Genomic DNA, 17,141 nt, shown 5'->3' on the forward strand with positions numbered 1-17,141 from the left:
TGCGCCTCGGCATGGAATGGTTTCAAAATCAAGCGATAAAGCGTGGGGTCCCCCAACAACAAGAAGATCTTGGACCGCTCAGCGCGTCAAAGGAGGAAGCGTGTTGGGGCAGACGCCAGAGGAAGCCTTTGCCAATCCAGGCATTGAACGCGCCGTCCTGACGAGCTGGGAGCGCTTCATGTCCGGAAGCGGCGCCGGCGGGCAGGTCGTTCGGCCCGCGATCAACGAGTCCTGGCGCCGGAGCCAGCAATCGGCCGTGGACTATCGGCGCAGCCAGGCGCCTCTGCCGATGAACAACGACCGGCTGCACCGCCTGCTCGACAAGCGCACCCGCCTGGTCCATGCCGGCGCTTCGACCATGGCGCTGGCGCGCGACTACATGCTCGAAACCGGCACGGTGATGGTGCTGACCGATGCCGATGGCATCGTGTTGCGCCTGGAAGGCGATACCAGGCTCGCGCTGCGCAATGCCGTGGAGAAGACGCATCTGTTGCCCGGCAGCAATTGGAGTGAGGCGACGTGCGGCACCAACGCGATTGGCACGGCGCTGCAGACCTGCCAGGCTATCCAGGTCCATGCCACCGAACATTTCTGCTCCGGGATCCAGCGCTGGACCTGCTCGGCCTCCGTCATCAGCGATCCCATCGACGGCGCAGTCATCGGGGCCATCGACATTTCGGGGCTGTCCGACTCCTACGGACGGCAGGCCCTCGCACTGGCGATCTCGGCGGCCGCGCGCATCGAGGCACATCTGCTCCAGATGGAGATGGATGCCCGCTACCGGCTTCTTGATCAGTGCTTCTGGATGGTGCCTGCCGCGGACCGCCACCATACGGTGCTGTTCGATAGTGCCGGGCGCCCGTTCAAGGCCAACGGCGAGATGGCGCAGATCATGCGCGACCTCGGCGCGCCACGGGGCCAGCCTGACTTTCCTCAGATCGGGACCAGCGATGACCGTCCCTGGGGTACGTCACGCCCGGCCTGGATCAAGGAGGAGTGGCTGCGGCCCGTGGTCTACCAGGGCGAACATCTCGGCACGGTCATGGTCGCGCCAAAGCCGGTGGCGAGCAGGACGTGCCTGCCGCTTTCGCGCGAAGGGACGCATGCATTCGCAAGCGTCGTCCACGGCAATGCGAGGATGCATGCGGTGGTCGAGACATGCCGTCGCGTTGCCGCGACCTCCGCGCCCGTCCTGCTGCTTGGTGAGACCGGTGTCGGCAAGGAGATATTTGCCCAGGGCATCCATGCGGCATCGCCTCGGCGCGAGCGTCCCTTTGTCGTCGTCAATTGCGGTAGCGTCTCGCGCGAGCTGCTCGCCAGCGAGCTGTTCGGCTATATGGAGGGTGCTTTCACCGGCGCGCGTCGCGGCGGCTCCGCCGGAAAGATCGAAGCCGCTTCAGGCGGAACTCTTTTCCTCGACGAGATCGGCGAATTGCCGCTCGACCTCCAGCCCATGTTGCTGCGGGCGCTGGAAAGCGGCGAGATCAACCGCATCGGCGAGACCACGACGCGCAGGGTGGACTTCCGGCTCGTCGCTGCAACGAACCGCGAGCTGCAAATCGAGGTCAATGAACGGCGCTTCCGCAAGGATCTCTACTACAGGCTGGCGGTGGTCCCGGTCGTCGTGCCTCCCTTGAAGGAGCGGCCGGATGACATTCCGATGCTGGTCGAACACTTCGTTGCTCAGGCAAGGGTGCGCTATGGCCTCGGCGATCGCAGTTTCACGCCGCAGGCGCTTGCGCGCCTGCAAGGTTATGACTGGCCTGGTAACGTGCGCGAGCTGCGTAACCTGGTCGAAAGCCTGATGTTGACCGGGGACGGGGACGTGATCGAAGTTTCGAACCTGCCCGATGTCATCCCCCAGATGGAATTGCGTGCCGGAGGTGACCAGGGCCTGTCGCTCGCTGAGTCTTCCGAACGCGATCTCATCGCGCGCACGCTGCGCTCATGCAATGGTCATGTGGCAGCCGCCGCGTCCGCGCTCGGACTCGCCAAGAGCACCGTCTATGCCAAGCTGCGCCGCTACGGCATTCGTCCCGACCTGGGCTCCGCAAACGACCCCGCCTGAAACCAGGGTCCGAACCGAGGCGTCGCGGGCCACGTCTGCCGTCGCTGTTCGCGAAAACGCGCCCGTAGCTCAGCCGGATAGGGCATCAGAGCCTTGCTCTGACTCGGAGACTGTTTGCCAGTTCTTCGGGGTTTCTCAGACACCTGTCGACTGCAAACGCGTCGTTGCCGCACACGATCTACTCATTCCCGCTCCATCATGTTGGCGATCGCCTTGATGCGGCTTCTGGCGTATTTCGGCAGGCCGGCGCTCAGCGAATCGCCGCTGTTGAAGGAGCTCTTGCCCATGAGCAGTTGCGCGGGCACGAGGTTTCGCAGAACGGGTGTACTGCTGTATTCCCTTTGCTTGTTTAGCACGTCGTTCCTGACTGCAATCAGGATGTAGACCGTTGCGATGGCGGCTTCCCGCTGGGTCGGATGCTGTTGCAAAACCGCAAGCAGCTTGCCGAACTGGATGACCTGGTTCACCCAAAAGATGTTCTGCTCGAGCGCGCTGGTGACCATGGAGTCGAGCCCTGTCAGGGTCGGCAGTTCGGCAAGGCGCGGCTGCGTGACCAACATGATCTCACTCAGGAACTCGATGAAATCCGGAATCGGCTTTTTGCTCTCCTCGCGCAGCTTGTTGGCAAGCTGAATGCCCGCCGGAATTTTCCCTTCGAACATGTAGCGGGACCGCACGCAGATCGCGTTCGCGTCCTCGCACCAGCGGCGATCCGGCGGACGGTTGTGCGCGGCGCCCGCGTCTTTGCCGGGAACATCGGCCGCCGTGATCGGCCAGTGCTTGACTGCCGGATCAATCTGCTCAAGGAACGCGACATTCGCATACCGCGACAACTCCAATGCCGCTGCCGGTCTTGGAAGTCGAAACCGGGCCTCCGCCTGGTAGACCGAGAGCTTCAGCTTCGTTTGCTGGTTGAGCGTGGGCTCAACGAAGCTAGGGAAAAGCGAGAGGAAGCGCCGCTGAACCGGACGTGAGCGGGCCCAATCGTCGAAAGGAATGAGCTCGGTCGAGGAATCGGCGAGTTTGTCGTTGCGTTGGTCGGCGAAGATGACGGTGCGCAGTTTGATCTGTGCGATCGGAATGCTGGCGACTGCGGGCACGTCCTCCAGCTGGAATTCCTGCGCGACCGCGCCTGTGCAAGCGGCCACGCAGGCGGCGATGAGGACTGCGGCACGGTGAAGTCTCATAGGTCAATGCTCAATTCAGCCGCCGCCAGAAATAATCGGGATCGACTCGGAGCGGCGGTCGCGGGAGGCGGTCCTCGTCATCGGGAGGTCCGCGCCAGGAGGGATATTCGCGCGGACCAAGACGCCAGGTCGGGAATGGAAAGGGCGACCGGTTGTCGCCGTAATGGCGGTTGTCGTAGGACCACTGCTGGAATGGCCCGTCGTCTTCGTCACGACCGCCACGATGGGCGTAGCTTTCTGCACGCGAGACGATCCGAAATTGCGTATCATCGATTCTGCCCGACGGATCTCTCTTGAGATACTCGGTGAAAGCGCCGCCGGAGCCGGCCGGTGAAGGATCGCCGGTATGGGGATCGATCGACAGAGGAACGAGCTGACGCAGTGCTTCGCGCGATGGGCCGTTCAATGCCATCTTGGGAGCGTGCAGCTCCCAGGCCGCCTGCACGATCGGCTCGAACATCGGCAGCGCCACCTTTGATCCGGTTTGGCCGCTGCCAAGGGAGCGGCGCCCGCCATCGCTGTTGTCGTAGCCGACCCAGACGGCGATGGTAACGTCATTTGTGAAGCCGACGAACCAGGCGTCGACCGCATTATCAGTGGTACCAGTCTTGCCGCCGACAAAGGGCGAAAGATGCTTCACCACGCGCGCGGTTCCGCGCGCGAGCACGCCCTGCAGCATTGATTTCAGCTGGTAAAACGATGCACGGTCGGCCGAGCCGATCCAGTCCACCGCACGCGGATCGTGCTGGTAGATTGGTCGGCCGTCCTGTTCGATCCTTTCGATCGCATGGGGCCGGGGCCGGGCGCCCTCGTTGGCGATCGCTGCATAGAACGCCGCAAGGTCGATGAGCCGCACCGTTTGGGCACCGAGCACGAACGGGTAGTAGCGCATGCAGTCCTTGTAGAGCTGCGCTTCCATCGCGAGCTCGCAGACCCGGTCGAGGCCTCGCTCGGCACTGTCGTCGACACCGGACGCGAGCAGTTGCACGGTGGCGAGATTGCGGGAGTTTTCTAGCGCACGCCGCAGTGTAATGGCACCCAAAGCGCCGCCGTCATAGTTCTTCGGCGACCAGAAATCGCCCCGGCGCGCGTGGACCGTCGCGCCGATCGGTGTCAGCGTAATGGGTTCGTCCATCACCAGCGTGTTGGGCTGCAATCCCTTGCGAAGGGCGGCGAGATAGGTCAGCGGCTTCAAGGTGGAGCCGGGTTGGCGCAGGCTCTGGACGACGCGGTTGAGCTGGCTTGCCGGATACGAAAAGCCGCCCGCCATCGCGAGAATGCGGCCGGTTTCGTTCCCGAGCACGAGTGCCGCTCCCTGCACGTTCGGTCGAATACGCAGATCGGCACGCGCCGCTTCCTTGCCCTTGGCTTCGCGCAGTTGCACGTAGACCACATCGTACGGCTTGAGGCCGCGCTGGATCGCGGCGCTCCAGGTGTTCAGCGGCAGGATTCTTCCGTCGGTCAGGCCGACGTTGATCGCGTGGCCACGCTTGCCACGCGCATTCTCCAGGACGACCGCCGATTCCCAGTGAACGTCGTAGAGAGGTAGCCGCGTCGCCTTCAACGCCGCGAGCCAAGCCGGTTCCGTGGCCTTCAGGTCTGCCGCAATGCGACGGACGGCATCGGAAATGTTCGCCTCAGGCCGCTCAAATTTGTAGCGGCCGGTATTCAGCTCGTACCGCGCGAGGCCCTCCTGCAATGTCGCTTCGACCACGCGCTGCAAGGCCGAGTTGATGGTCGAGCGCACCGTGTAGGAGGCGTTGGTGAGAGTATCAAGGCCCGCGACCAACTTTGCCTCGCGGGCGATGTGATCGACGAAGTGAAAGCCGAAGTCCCGTCGCGTCGGCCGGTACTCGACCAGCTGCGGCAATACTGCTTTCGCCGCGTCGGCGTCGATCATGGCGTCGTCCCGCATGCGGCCGAGCACGTAGGCAAGGCGCTCGCGCGCGCGCTCGGGGTGGTGGTCGGGGTCGAAGTAGTTCGGTCCCTTGGCGAGCCCGGCGAGGAGGGCGCCCTCGACGGCGGAGAGCGCCTTGGCCGGTTTGCCGAAATAGCTGCGCGCCGCGATCTCGATGCCCCAGGCTCCGCGACCGAGATAAATCGAGTTGAGATAGAGCTCGAGGATTTCCGCCTTGGTCAGGGCGCGCTCCATCCGCGAGGCAACGATCATTTCACGCAGTTTTCTTTCGTAAGTGATGTCGTTGCCAACCAGCAGGTTCTTGGCGAGCTGCTGCGTAATGGTCGAGCCTCCCTGCGGCCGGCCCGGGTGCGTGAAGTTGCCGATGAAGGCGCGGACCAGTCCGCGCTCGTCAATGCCGGCGTGTTGGAAGAAGCGCTTGTCCTCGGCGGCGATGAATGCGTTGCGTACCGCTTCCGGGACATCCGCAAGCTTGACCGAGATGCGGCGGTTGTTAGGCGCGTAAATCTCAGCAAGGCGCTCGCCCTTGTTGTCGAGGACTTCGCTGGTGCCAGAAAGCCTGAGGTGCTTAAGCTGCGCCGCGTCGGGCAGATCCTTGACCGCGCTGTTGTAGAAGGCGATGACCTGACCGAGATCGACCGGAGAGTCTTCCACGTTTTCGACCTTGCAGAACTGCCGATAGGCCACCTGGAGGTCAGCCAGATTCAGTCCTTTGAGCGCCTTGATCTCGCTGCTCAACGCCTCCTTGTCATCCATGGCAGTGGCAATCAGATCGTCCAGGTTGATGTCCTCGATGTCGAAAGCCTTGCGCATATGGGCGCAGCCGGCACTCAAAAGCTCCGCCACCTCGAAGCGGTCGCGCACCGCATCGAACTCCGTCTTGATCCCATCCGGCCGGGTAGTGACCTGGCTGAAGGCAAGCGCCGTGGCGAAGATCTTGATGAGTATCGAGTCCATGACGGCCGACGGTCGAAAAAGCCGACTCCGCAAGGTCGTAGAACAATAACAAACAAGACTGTGTTGAGGAAAAAGTTCCTGAGGAGCCGCCGCCCGCTTCTCCGGTCCTTCATCGTTGCTCCGACCTGGCCGCGCCGCGGAACCAACCCCGAGGCCCGTGCGTTTTAGAAAGACCGAATTGGCAGCGCACTCATGAATGCCCCTCTTCCAGTCGTGCTCGCCGTGGCGCTCCTCAGCGCCGCCATCGCCACGATGCCTGCGGACGCTGCTCCTCGAAAAAAGCACACCCGGACACTTGCCGCAGTCTCCCCTGCAGCCAGCGTCGCTCAGCCGCCCACGGACAGATTTTTGGCCTGCGACGTCCGGGTGCGGGATTATCTTCGCGAAGGCGGAGCGGTGACACGGGTGACCAAGATCGAAGTGGACGATGCCCGACTGCAGTTGAACATTCAGCATGAGTACGGGGAGGCAGGAAAGTCGTCTCGAAAATACCTCCGCGGGGACACGGAAGAAGAAATGCGCAAAAATCTGCGCGGAATATTGGATGAGTTCGCTGCGGCTGCGAAGGCGGCAACGGCTGGTCGCGCTTGGTATGTGGTCGCTGCGCGCAAGGTCATGCCGGACTCCCGCGAGGGTTCGGGCGAGACCACGAGTCCCTGGACGGCCGTCGTCCTCGCGGATTTCGACGGAAAATGCAGACCTATCACGTTCTATCAGTCTGTCGACCGAACCAAGCTCGATCCTGAACTGAACAAGAAATTGGATGAGTGAAGCTTAACGCCTGAATTGATTTGCAGTCGTAGCGACCGTGCCTGGCGGTATGAGGCGCGGGAGGTGCTCAACTGCCGTCGTCGCCGGTGAGTCTGCAGTATTGGCGGCGAGGCGCGGCTTTCATCGCCTTTAGGGCACGTTTGGGCAGCCATGCTGAAACGCTTTGGAAAGCAATAAGGCTGTTGCTGCCCAAAATTTTCTTTAGTCCACTGAAATCACTCGCTTCTGGCCCGTCCCCAGGGAGCGCCATTTCTTTCGTTTGCAATCGCAAAAATCAAGCGCCGCCGTTGCAGCGCTTTTCGCGGCTTACCGGATCCTTGTCACCAGGTCGGGTCGGTTTTTCTCGAGCCAGGCCACGGCCTCTGGTTCGTCGACGACGCACTCGAAGGTTTCCCAGGTCGGGTCCTCCAGGGATTCTGATTGCAGTCGCTTCGCCGCATACTCAACGAGCTCGTGCAGCCGCTCGTATCCGCGTCGGCCCTCGAGGGAATCGGCAATCACGGTACTGGCCCATCCGCGTTGGGCCAAGTCGATAATGCTCGGAGCGTCAGCCTCGTTGAACCAGGGTGTGGCATCGAACTCGATGCAGCGGACATTATCGGCTGTATGGCAAGTAGCGTGGATCATTGGATGCCTCCATTCGCCGGCTCACAACCTGGCTAGACTTTTCACATCGCTGCCCCGCAACGCCCTCAAGCCTTGACCAAGTCCCCCAGCAGGTTCGCCGCCACCGTCAGCTTGGCGAGCGTCAGGCCGCTGGCAGCAATCTCCTCGACCGAGCTGCGGATGCGCGTCGCTTGGGGGTGAGACGCGAGCCAGGTCTCGACGGCCTGCTGACCGGACTGGCCGGTCGCCAGCATATCCGCGGCCAGTCTTCTTTCGGCGCCAGCGATCTGCTCAACGGCGCGATCGATGGCCATACGTTCGAAATAGTCGTTTGCCGGCACGTGGCGCGCGGCGGCGATGATGCGGTCGAGACGGAAATTTGCCTCGGCGGCAAAGAAGGTCGCGGCGGCGTCGCCAATGGGGCGGGTGGTGCGCTCGGCGACCGTCACGATATCGGGTGCCGAGACCAGAGCGTCGAGATCGGCGAGTTCGCCGGCAAGGCCGGCCGGGACGCCAGCGTCGGTCAGGTCCTGCCGACGCTTGGCGCGTGCGGCCTGCAAGTCCGGCGGCAGGGTAGTGTCGAGCGCGGCGACAATCTGGCGGATCGCCGGGCCGAAGCGCGCGACCACGGCCTCCAGCCCGCCCTTGAAATCGACATTGCGCACGTACCAGACCATGCGGGAGAGCAGGAGGTCCTGCACGGAAGCGTAGAGGGACAGCTGCACCTGCCCGTCGATGCAGGCATCGAGTGCATCGATCGCGTCATTGAGCCCCTTCAGACCGTAGCAGTCATCGACCGCCACGTAGGCCATGACGATGGTCGGGATATCGGCGTCCGTCTCGTCGATCAGGCGTACGACACAGGCCGGGCCGCCGCGGTTGATCACCGCATTGGCGAGGCTGGTCGCGATGATCTCCCGCCGCAGACGATGCAGTTCGGCCGCTGTCGGGAACTTGTCCTGAATCGCGCGCGGAAAATACTGGGACAACTCGCGGGCAAGATAGGGATCATCGGGCACGCTGGTGACGAGCAGATCATCGTAGAGGGTCAGCTTGGCGTAGGCGAGCAGCACCGCAAGCTCGGGCCGCGTCAGGGACTGGCCGCGCCGTGTACGCTCGGTGAGCGCTGCGTCGTCGGGCAAGTACTCCACCGCGCGGCTGAGCAAGCCGCGCTGCTCGAGCGACTGCATCAGGCGGGCGAGGAAGCCGGCCTCGGCCGCGCCCTTGCGCTCGGCGAGCGAGAGCGCCAGCGTCTGCAGATAGTTGTTGCGCAACACCAGCGTACCGACCTCGTCGGTCAATGCGGCAAGCAGGCTGTTGCGGTCAGCGGGGCTGAGGTGTCCCTCGCGCTCGGGACGCGCCAGCGCGATCTTGATATTGACCTCGACGTCGGACGTGTTCACGCCGGCCGAATTATCGATAGCGTCGGTGTTGAGCCTGACGCCCTTCTGCGCCGCTTCAATGCGGCCACGCTGGGTGACACCGAGGTTGGCGCCTTCACCGATCACCCGCGCGCGCACGTCGCCACCCGCGACGCGGATCGGATCGTTGGCGCGGTCCCCGACCTGATCGTCGCTCTCCGCCGACGCGCGAACATAGGTGCCGATGCCACCAAACCACAGCAAGTCCACGCGCGCTTTTAGGATTGCCGTCATCACTTCGAACGGCGTCGCCTGCGGCTTATCGAGATCCAGCAGGGTGCGCACTTCCGGAGCGAGCGCGATCGCCTTGAGCGAGCGCGAGAACACGCCGCCGCCTTGCGAGATCAGCGACTTGTTGTAGTCCTGCCAGCTCGACCGCGGCAGGTCGAACAGACGCTGGCGCTCATGGAAGCTGATCGCCGGATCGGGCGAGGGATCGATGAAGATGTCGCGGTGATCGAAAGCAGCGACGAGCCTCGTCGTCGGCGAGAGCAGCATGCCGTTGCCGAAGACGTCGCCGGACATGTCGCCGACGCCGGCAACGGTGAACGGCGTGGTCTGAATGTCGGTGCCGAGCTCGCGGAAGTGGCGCTTGACCGCCTCCCAGGCGCCGCGTGCCGTGATCCCCATCTTCTTGTGATCGTAACCCTGGCTGCCGCCGGATGCGAAGGCATCGCCGAGCCAATGGTTCTTCTCGGCCGAGATCGCGTTGGCGACGTCGGAGAAGGTGGCGGTGCCCTTGTCGGCGGCTACGACGAGATAGGGGTCGTCACCGTCATGCCGCACGGTCAGGTCGGGCGGCACCACGATGTCGCCGCCGAGATTGTCGGTGAGTTCGAGCAGCGAACGAACGAAGATGCGATAGGCTTCCGTGCCCTCCGCTAGCCACGCCTCGCGATCGGAGGGCGGTGGCAGGCGCTTGGGTACAAAGCCGCCTTTGGCCCCGACCGGCACGATCACGGCGTTCTTGACCTGCTGCGCTTTCACCAGGCCGAGAATTTCGGTGCGGAAATCCTGCGGTCGATCGGACCAGCGCAAGCCACCGCGTGCAACTTTGCCGAAGCGCAGGTGAATACCTTCGATACGAGGTGAATAGACGAAGATCTCGTAGAGAGGTCGTGGAGCGGGCAAGTCGTCGATCCGGCGCGCCTCGAACTTGAAGGAGATCACCGGACGTGGATGTCCGTCCTCGCCGATCTGCCACAGATTGGTACGAACGGTTGCCTGGATCAGATTGGTGAAGCGGCGCAGGATGCGATCTTCGTCGAGCGAGGCGACGGATTTGAGCTGCTCCTCGATCTCGGCAAGGAGGGTTGCCTCGCGCGCTGAACGTTCGCGATCGGTAAGGATAAGATGCGGATCGCGGCTAACCTGGAACAGTGCGACGAGGTTGGCCGTGATCGCGGCGTTCTTGCGCAAGGTCTCCCACATATAGTCCTGGGTGAACGGGGCACGGATCTGGTGCAAATAGCGGGACAGCGCCCGGATGGTCGAGACTTCCCGCCAGCCCAGGGCCGTGCGCAGGATCAAGGCATTGTACCCGTCGGATTCGGCGCGGTCGGTGACCACTGCCATGATCGAGGCTTCTAGGCGATGGCTGAAGTCCGGGCTGATCTCGATCGGCTGGCCGTCGCTGGTCTCGATCGTCATGTCGTGCAGCCAGATCGGGGCGGGCTTGTTACCGGGAACGATCTGATAGGTGCGTTCGTTGACCACGCGCAGGCCGTGATTTTCGATCACCGGCACGCGGTAGGACAGCGACAGCGGTGCGGCGTCCGAGAAAACTTTGAGGCCGAAGCGCCTGGGATTGCCCTCGCCTCCGAAGCGGTGAACCGAGATCGTTACCGGGCGCGCCGGCGTGAGCTTCTCGATGGTCGCGATATCGGCGATCGCCTGTTCTGCCGTGAATACCTCGGTATAGCCGCCGCTAAAGGCCTGGGCATAGCGATTGGCGAGCATGCGTGCCCGCATGCCATCGGTCGACGCAGTGAGTGCGGCCTTCAGCTTGTCGGCCCAGGTTGCGGCAATGGCGCTGATTCCGGCTTCGAGCGCGGCGCGTTCGACGAGGGGAGTTTTGCCTTCATAGCGCCCGATGATGTAGTGGACGCGCGCAAGCGCCCCCTCAGGGAATGATACGTAGGAGGCCGACAGGGTGCCCTTGTAGGCCTGCGCCAGGAAGGCGCCGACACGCGTGCGCACATTGGTGTCGTACTTGTCGCGTGGAATGAAGGTGAGGACGGATACGAAGCGATCGAACTTGTCGACCCGCGCCAGCGCCCGGACGCGGGGACGCTCGTAGAGGATCAGGACCTCAATGACGAAATTGTTCAGAGTGTCGACGTCGATCTGGAATAGTTCGTCACGGGGATATTCTTCGAGAATATGCATGAGCGCTTTGCCGGAATGGCCACTCGGGTCGAAGCCCGCGCGCTGGAGCACCCCCGAAACTTTGTGGCGGACATAGGGGATCTGGCGTACCGAACGGGTATAGGCGCCCGAGGTGAAAAGGCCGACGACGCGCAGTTCGCCCTCGAGCCGGCCGTCGGGCGTATAGAGCTTGATACCCACATAATCCATGCGGATGCGGCGATGGACGCGGCTGGAGACATTGGCCTTGATGACGATCAGCAGCGTCGGCTCGCGCATGAACTCGCGAATTTCCGTCGTCATCACCACCATTTCCGTGCCGCGGCGCAGCACCTTCACGTCGGGATCGCGCAAGATGCCGAGGCCTTCGCCGGTTGTAATGTCGTCGGACGCATCGCTGTCGGACGAGAAGCGATATTCACGCACGCCGAGGAAGGTGAAATTGTCCGCGCAGAGCCATTGCAGGAACTGGCTTGCTTCGGCAACCTCGTCGATCGGCAGCGGCGGCGGATTGGAAGAGAAAGTTTTGATCGCTTCCTCAACGCGGTCGCGCATGGCGCGCCAGTCGGTGACGCAGGCGCGGACGTCGTTCAACGTGCTGGTGAGGCCCTCGATCAGCTTCTTGCGATCCGCATCGGCGTCCAGGCGAGTGATGTGGAGATGAATCAGGCTTTCGCGCGTGCCCTTTGCTCCCTCCGGCAGTGATTCGCCGTAGAAGCGCAGCAGCTTGCCCTGGTCATCGCGCTCCACGGCGATGATCGGATGAGCGACAAGGGTGACTTCGATGCCCTGCTCGATGAGCTCCGCCATGGTGGAGTCGAACAGGAAGGGCATGTTGTCGTTGAGAATTTCGAGCACGGAAATCTCGCGTCCGTCGGGCAGCACCGGATTGAAGACGCGGATATCGGCGCGGCCGGCTGTGCGCCGCTGCACGTGTTCCCAGGCTTGCTCCGCCAGGAGGGCAAGCGAGGCTGCATCGTAATTGGCGAGGTCCTCGGCATTGGTGTAGCCGAACAGAGGCTCGGCAAAGGCCCGGGGGCTCTTGCCCGCTGGCACGCTGCCTGCTGCATCGCGGATCAGGGTTGCCCGGGCCTTGTCGTCACGCCACACCATCGTGTCCTCCATTTGCCGCGCCGTCCGACCGCTGCCGCGATGATCAGCTTGATTCTGGAGTGCATCTCTTCGAGCGCTGCGATCGAGTGCCACGCGAAATCCTCGGTCTCGAAGCGTCGACGGCTTCCGGCAACATACTACGTCCCAGGAGCGAAAGGTGCACGCTGTCGTGAGGTGTGTTGAATTTTCCTACGACAACGGGTGGGACCCGAAGTCTGCGCCGACGGCGGTCGAACGCCTGGGCAGGAAAAATCACATGCAATTTCAATTATGTATGAATTCGTCGTTTTGTTCTGAACGGCGCGCCAATAAGTTCAAGCGCTTACACAAGATAGCGCCACGCGGGTAAAGGCGCGGGTAAGCACACGAATTGCTTTTATTGAGCAAGCCGAGGGCCCCGGCATTCTGACGTTCGGTTTTCAAAAGCCATCGACGCCGATGGATATATTTATGTTCGCGACGTCAAACGCCCGCAGGTTCGCAAAGCCACAACAAGACGGGGTACAACGATAGCTCCAATCGCGGCCGCTTTGCTGCTACGGCCAACGCGCTGTGTTTCGTGCACGTGGATCTGCCGAGGGCAGCAGCCCCAAGGTTTTCGGCCGGTTGCTATGGCCCCAAGCCTGCACCGAATGGCTAAGGCCATTTCTTTGCCGTAACCCTGCGACTTGTCTGCAAAAGCGTTGATGGCGCCGACCTAACGAAAATCGAAATTCCTATGGCTGATATTTTCATTGGCTACTCGTCGGCAGATCGGGAATTTGCCCGACGCACGCCAACGGGCTGCAGAACAAGCACATAGGGCGCAGCGTCAAGAGCGCGACACGCTTGATATTTTGGAATCCGCAGGCATCTTCGATAACAATGTTTCATTTGTCCCCTCGGCCCAGAAGCCCTTGAGAAACCTTGGCTACATGCCTCCCAGTGACAGCTCTTCAGGCAAAATTGACAGTGAAACGGCTCAAGCACTGCGCCGATTCCAAACAGACAGAAATTTGCGCGTTACTGGTTCGCTGGATACTCCCTCATTGAGGGCGTTAGTGTTTCCCGAGAAAACGCCTGAGGAGTAAGCCACAGCTTGAATAGTCGGCCTCTTGAACCGGGTGATGGGGAGATCGAGTGCGCCCGCTGCAAGACTCGCGCGAGCCTACCTCTAGATGCTATCCGGCGGCGCAGGGACACGCCGCTCTGGACGCTGTAAGCTTCGCTCAAGTGCGGCTCGTGCCGCACCACTCGATATGCGCCGCCTGCTCGCGTGTCCGATGAGGCCCTCAAGATAGTAGCCCTGGCGAGGCGAAAGAAGATCAGACCGCGGCATGAAGCACGTCGCGATTCGTCCCTGCGCCGATCCGGGAGCCGCCGGCCGCAAGCTGATCGAGCTCGCAAAAAGCGTTGATGCAGTCCAGGACGGACGCATCCATATCGAGAAGATCAACGCGCCGTTTCTCTGCACGCTCAAAGCCAGCGGCGAGGAGTTTGGCGCCGGCATTCGTTACGCGGTTGAGCACGGCTGGCTGATGATCCACGAGGGCGGGACGTACGTGAAGCTATTGGCGTGACTGCTCGCAGAGCGAGTGCCAAAACTGTCGCACGCGCGCCCGTCCTCGCGGCATGTCAGCACATCTTCACTATTGCCGCCCTTTTGCTTTAGGATCGTTGATCGTAGCGCCGGGATTTGCGGACTTGGGACTGCTTGACGCGCCCTGGCCGGTAGTGGCAGCCGACGAGTCGGTCTGGCCACCACCTCCGGCACTGGCGCCGCCTGCTCCGCCGTCTCCGCTTCCACCTGCGCCCGCGCCGGCACCCGCGCCGGCTCCCGCACCCGCGCCGCCCGCACCTGTCCCGCCCCCAGCTCCTCCGCCTTGCGCCGAGGCTGCGGCAATCGATCCGAGCACCAACGCAGCTGCCAATGCAATCTTTCCGATTTTCATGTTGGTATCTCCTTGCTGAAGTTTGCAGAAACGGAACGTCGCAAGGATGGTTCCTAAGACAGCGCCAAATCCAGAGATGCGGGCGCAAGGGTCTATGTGCCTGACCTTCCAGAGCTCGAGGCCGCTCGCGAGCAACCATCAATGATCGGCTGGGTTACAGCACCAAACAAACCCTGAGGTCGCCATGAACAAAGATCCCCCACTCAGACCGGACGATTTCCCAATCGAAGTGCACAGAGAAAAGCTCAAGAACCAAAGAGGCGAGCCGGTCGCCTCTGCCGAGACGGAAGAGCTCGCCGGGGAGATCGCTCATCGGCTTAACGAGCAGGCCTATCAGGACGAGCAAGATCGTTGGTCGGCTTAGCCAACTGGCGTGGCCGAGCCTTTGACTGCGGCGAAGTGATGCAGGACGCGCAGAAGTACATCAACATCGCCGCTCTAATCGCGCTCGCTGGTTGGCTTGCTCTCTGTTTCAAGATGGGCTGGTACTGATGGAACGGCTTGCGCCCGGCGTAGACCACATCGGCCCAAGCCTGAGGTTTCGGATCGAAGGGCCGAGCGGCCTGCCGCTGTCTGGTCGGCAAACGCAGATTCAAATCATCCTTGAGATTCACATTTGTGAATCCGATCTCAAAAGAATGCTCCAGCGCGCCGGCCCGGAGCGACACCGTGGCTTTTATCTTGCCGTCTTAATCTGTCGAGGGGTCGGTGCCCTCCACTCCCTGGCCTATATCGCGATCGGAGGTGAATCGGACAAGTCGCGGACATTGCCAAACCGACGTGAATGACCCCCATAGCTGAACTTTCAGAGGCTAGATTTCAGGTTTTCGAACCGTAACGCTCTCGCCGATCTCGAAGCTCATCAAATCCTCGCCGACCTCTAGCGGCCCCTCATAGATTTCACGGGTTGCCGCGATCAGCGCTTCGATGGTCGGGGCAATTACGGTCTGACTGGCGAGCATGACGAGGTGGGTGAAGGCGGCGAGCTTCGGCCGTGTCTGCGCAAACACGCGTCCGGCTTCCTGCGGCGAGGTGTGATGATTGATAATGCGCTGGATGTCGGCTTGGCCCAGCAGTTCCGGCGGAGCCATCGCAACCTCGTGCACCAGCAGATCGGCGCCCTCGCCGTAGCGGAGCAAGTTCATGTTGTAGCGAGTGTCGCCGGAGATCACCGCGACCCGGCCTTGATACTCAATGCGAAAGCCATAGGCCGGCTTGATCGCGTCGCCATGATCGACGGTGAAGGCGATGACGCGCAGGTCGCCGGCTTGATAGACGACGCCGTCCTCACCAAATTCTTCTACTGTGACTGCGACATGCTCGCGGGCGAGCTTTTCGTCCTCGACACGAATCTCGATGTCGTGCGCGTAGGCTGCTTCCAGATGATGCATGAGCCTCGCTGTGCCGACCGGGCCGATCACGTTGAACGGTCGCCGACGGTTGCCGAAATGCGAGCTTAGCCAGCCCGTCAGCCAGAGATCTGGAATGCCGACCGTGTGATCGGAATGAAAATGCGTGAGCAACAGCGCATCGATCCGACCGATCGGAACGCCGAGCTGAAACAATCGCATGGCGGCGCCTCGGCCGGCATCGATCAGTACAGTGTGACTGCCCGCTTCGATCAGCGTGCTCGGGCCAAAACGATCAGGACGGGGGATTGGCGTCCCCGTCCCGAGGAGCGTCACGCGAAAATCTGATGTCACTGTTACTGGACCTTGATGCCGGCGTCGGCGACGACCTTGTGCCAGTGCGAAACCTGATCGCCGACCAGCCGGCCGAATTGCTCGGGCGTGCCGCCCGCCGGTTCGGCGCCGATCTTTGCAAGCGCCTCGCGCGCTGACGGCTTCTCCAGCACCTTGTTGATGGCAGCGTTGAGCCGCGCGATCGTTTCCTTCGGCGTGCCATGCTTGACTGCGAAGCCGGTCCAGTCCTCGACGACCAGTGAAGGATAGCCGGCTTCGACGATGGTCGGCACATCAGGAAGAAGCGGCACACGCTTCGGTCCGGTCACCGCAAGCGCCCGCAGCTTACCGGTCTTGATCAGGTCGACGACCGGCAACATGGTGATGAACATGAAGGCGTTGGTGCCGTTGAGCAGGTCGCCGATCGCCTGCGGGAATTGCGCATAGGGAACGTGCTGGGCACGCGTGCCGGTCTGCTGCTTGAATTGCTCGCCGATCAGGTGGGCGGGCGTGCCGAAGCCGCCGGACGAGAACGTCAGCTTGTCGGGCTGACTCTTCAGCAACGCCACCAGGTCCGCGACCGTCTTGGCCGGCACCGAGGGGTTCACCACCAGCACGTTGTAAGAGACTGTCGCCTTGATGACCGGGTCGAAATCCTTGTCCAAATCAAACGAGATGTTCGGGACCAGCGACGGTGCTGCAACCGACGGCACCGACATCGCATAGAGGCTGTTGCCGTCCGCCGGCTGGGTCAGGACATCGGTCGCAGCGATGGTAGTCACGCCGCCGGGCCGGTTCTCGACGATGACGCGCCAGCCTTCGGCTTCCGTCAGCTCCTTGGAGACGATGCGGCTGATGATGTCGGGCGGCGTACTGGCCGAGAACGGCGCCACGAAACGAACCGTCCCCGTAGGGAACGAGGTCTGCGCTGATACTTGTGGTCCTGAGGCTGCGAGCAGGGCCGCGGTCGCGACGAACAATGAGGCGCTGTGGAAGAACAGGTGGGGTCTCATGGGAATCTCCATCAAACGCTGAAATTTCGATGCCAATTCCAAAGTTGCAACCTGCAGGCACGCCACCTTCGGACGCGCTAGCTGGATTTGCCAGAAAAATCGACGTA

Annotated in this window: 11 protein-coding genes; 5 read left to right on the top strand and 6 right to left on the bottom strand. The window is 62.3% G+C overall.

The features are described from left to right. The first annotated feature begins 100 nt into the window (after positions 1-100). Positions 101-2,068: a sigma-54-dependent Fis family transcriptional regulator gene (locus tag P6U29_RS40815; RefSeq protein ID WP_407115729.1), complete on the top strand. Its 1,968-nt coding sequence runs from the start codon at positions 101-103 to the stop codon at positions 2,066-2,068. Positions 2,069-2,250: 182 nt separating this feature from the next. On the opposite strand, the gene P6U29_RS40820 is transcribed toward P6U29_RS40815, so the two are convergent. Together P6U29_RS40820 and P6U29_RS40825 are read right to left on the bottom strand one after the other, a co-directional pair. Beyond that, a complete protein-coding gene (locus tag P6U29_RS40820) occupies positions 2,251-3,255 on the bottom strand; it encodes a hypothetical protein (RefSeq protein ID WP_407115730.1) in 1,005 nt (334 codons plus the stop codon). A gap of 10 nt (positions 3,256-3,265) precedes the next feature. Further along, complete coding sequence (locus P6U29_RS40825; protein ID WP_407115731.1) at positions 3,266-6,130, bottom strand: penicillin-binding protein 1A; 2,865 nt, start codon at positions 6,128-6,130, stop codon at positions 3,266-3,268. Positions 6,131-6,322: 192 nt separating this feature from the next. Here P6U29_RS40825 and P6U29_RS40830 point away from each other — a divergent pair, with 192 nt between their 5' ends. After that, positions 6,323-6,901 (top strand): hypothetical protein, encoded by a 579-nt coding sequence (locus P6U29_RS40830; RefSeq protein ID WP_407115732.1) that lies wholly within the window; start codon positions 6,323-6,325, stop codon positions 6,899-6,901. Positions 6,902-7,207: 306 nt separating this feature from the next. Here P6U29_RS40830 and P6U29_RS40835 read toward each other — a convergent pair whose 3' ends face one another. Together P6U29_RS40835 and P6U29_RS40840 are read right to left on the bottom strand one after the other, a co-directional pair. Further along, the gene (locus tag P6U29_RS40835; RefSeq protein ID WP_407115733.1) at positions 7,208-7,528 is read right to left on the bottom strand and encodes a hypothetical protein; all 321 of its coding nucleotides are present in this window, start codon (positions 7,526-7,528) and stop codon (positions 7,208-7,210) included. A gap of 65 nt (positions 7,529-7,593) precedes the next feature. Beyond that, entirely contained in the window at positions 7,594-12,420 is a 4,827-nt protein-coding gene (locus tag P6U29_RS40840) for an NAD-glutamate dehydrogenase (protein WP_407115734.1), read from the bottom strand. 902 nt (positions 12,421-13,322) lie between these two features. Here P6U29_RS40840 and P6U29_RS40845 point away from each other — a divergent pair. From P6U29_RS40845 to P6U29_RS40855, 3 genes are all read left to right on the top strand, one after another. Beyond that, positions 13,323-13,478, top strand: coding sequence for a peptidoglycan-binding domain-containing protein (locus tag P6U29_RS40845; protein WP_407119566.1), 156 nt, complete (start codon positions 13,323-13,325; stop codon positions 13,476-13,478). Between the two features lie 246 nt (positions 13,479-13,724). Beyond that, positions 13,725-13,967, top strand: a complete 243-nt coding sequence (locus P6U29_RS40850; RefSeq protein ID WP_407115735.1) for a hypothetical protein — start codon at positions 13,725-13,727, stop codon at positions 13,965-13,967. Positions 13,968-14,523: 556 nt separating this feature from the next. Then, positions 14,524-14,703, top strand: coding sequence for a hypothetical protein (locus P6U29_RS40855; RefSeq protein WP_407115736.1), 180 nt, complete (start codon positions 14,524-14,526; stop codon positions 14,701-14,703). 448 nt (positions 14,704-15,151) lie between these two features. On the opposite strand, the gene P6U29_RS40860 is transcribed toward P6U29_RS40855, so the two are convergent. Both P6U29_RS40860 and P6U29_RS40865 read right to left on the bottom strand, forming a co-directional pair. Beyond that, positions 15,152-16,042 (bottom strand): MBL fold metallo-hydrolase, encoded by an 891-nt coding sequence (locus P6U29_RS40860; protein WP_407115737.1) that lies wholly within the window; start codon positions 16,040-16,042, stop codon positions 15,152-15,154. A gap of 2 nt (positions 16,043-16,044) precedes the next feature. Then, on the bottom strand, positions 16,045-17,034 hold the full coding sequence (locus P6U29_RS40865; RefSeq protein WP_407115738.1) for a Bug family tripartite tricarboxylate transporter substrate binding protein: 990 nt from the start codon (positions 17,032-17,034) through the stop codon (positions 16,045-16,047). Positions 17,035-17,141: the final 107 nt, after the last annotated feature.

Source organism: Bradyrhizobium sp. LMG 9283 (assembly GCF_045571415.1).
In the GTDB taxonomy this organism is placed as follows: domain Bacteria; phylum Pseudomonadota; class Alphaproteobacteria; order Rhizobiales; family Xanthobacteraceae; genus Bradyrhizobium.

Bases quoted from the DNA above. Each gene is read 5' to 3' on its own strand.
- P6U29_RS40820 (WP_407115730.1), bottom strand. From the start codon at position 3,255: ATGAGACTTCACCGTGCCGCAGTCCTCATCGCCGCCTGCGTGGCCGCT.
- P6U29_RS40825 (WP_407115731.1), bottom strand. From the start codon at position 6,130: ATGGACTCGATACTCATCAAGATCTTCGCCACGGCGCTTGCCTTCAGC.
- P6U29_RS40830 (WP_407115732.1), top strand. From the start codon at position 6,323: ATGAATGCCCCTCTTCCAGTCGTGCTCGCCGTGGCGCTCCTCAGCGCC.
- P6U29_RS40835 (WP_407115733.1), bottom strand. From the start codon at position 7,528: ATGATCCACGCTACTTGCCATACAGCCGATAATGTCCGCTGCATCGAG.
- P6U29_RS40840 (WP_407115734.1), bottom strand. From the start codon at position 12,420: ATGGAGGACACGATGGTGTGGCGTGACGACAAGGCCCGGGCAACCCTG.
- P6U29_RS40845 (WP_407119566.1), top strand. From the start codon at position 13,323: ATGCCTCCCAGTGACAGCTCTTCAGGCAAAATTGACAGTGAAACGGCT.
- P6U29_RS40850 (WP_407115735.1), top strand. From the start codon at position 13,725: ATGAAGCACGTCGCGATTCGTCCCTGCGCCGATCCGGGAGCCGCCGGC.
- P6U29_RS40855 (WP_407115736.1), top strand. From the start codon at position 14,524: ATGAACAAAGATCCCCCACTCAGACCGGACGATTTCCCAATCGAAGTG.
- P6U29_RS40865 (WP_407115738.1), bottom strand. From the start codon at position 17,034: ATGAGACCCCACCTGTTCTTCCACAGCGCCTCATTGTTCGTCGCGACC.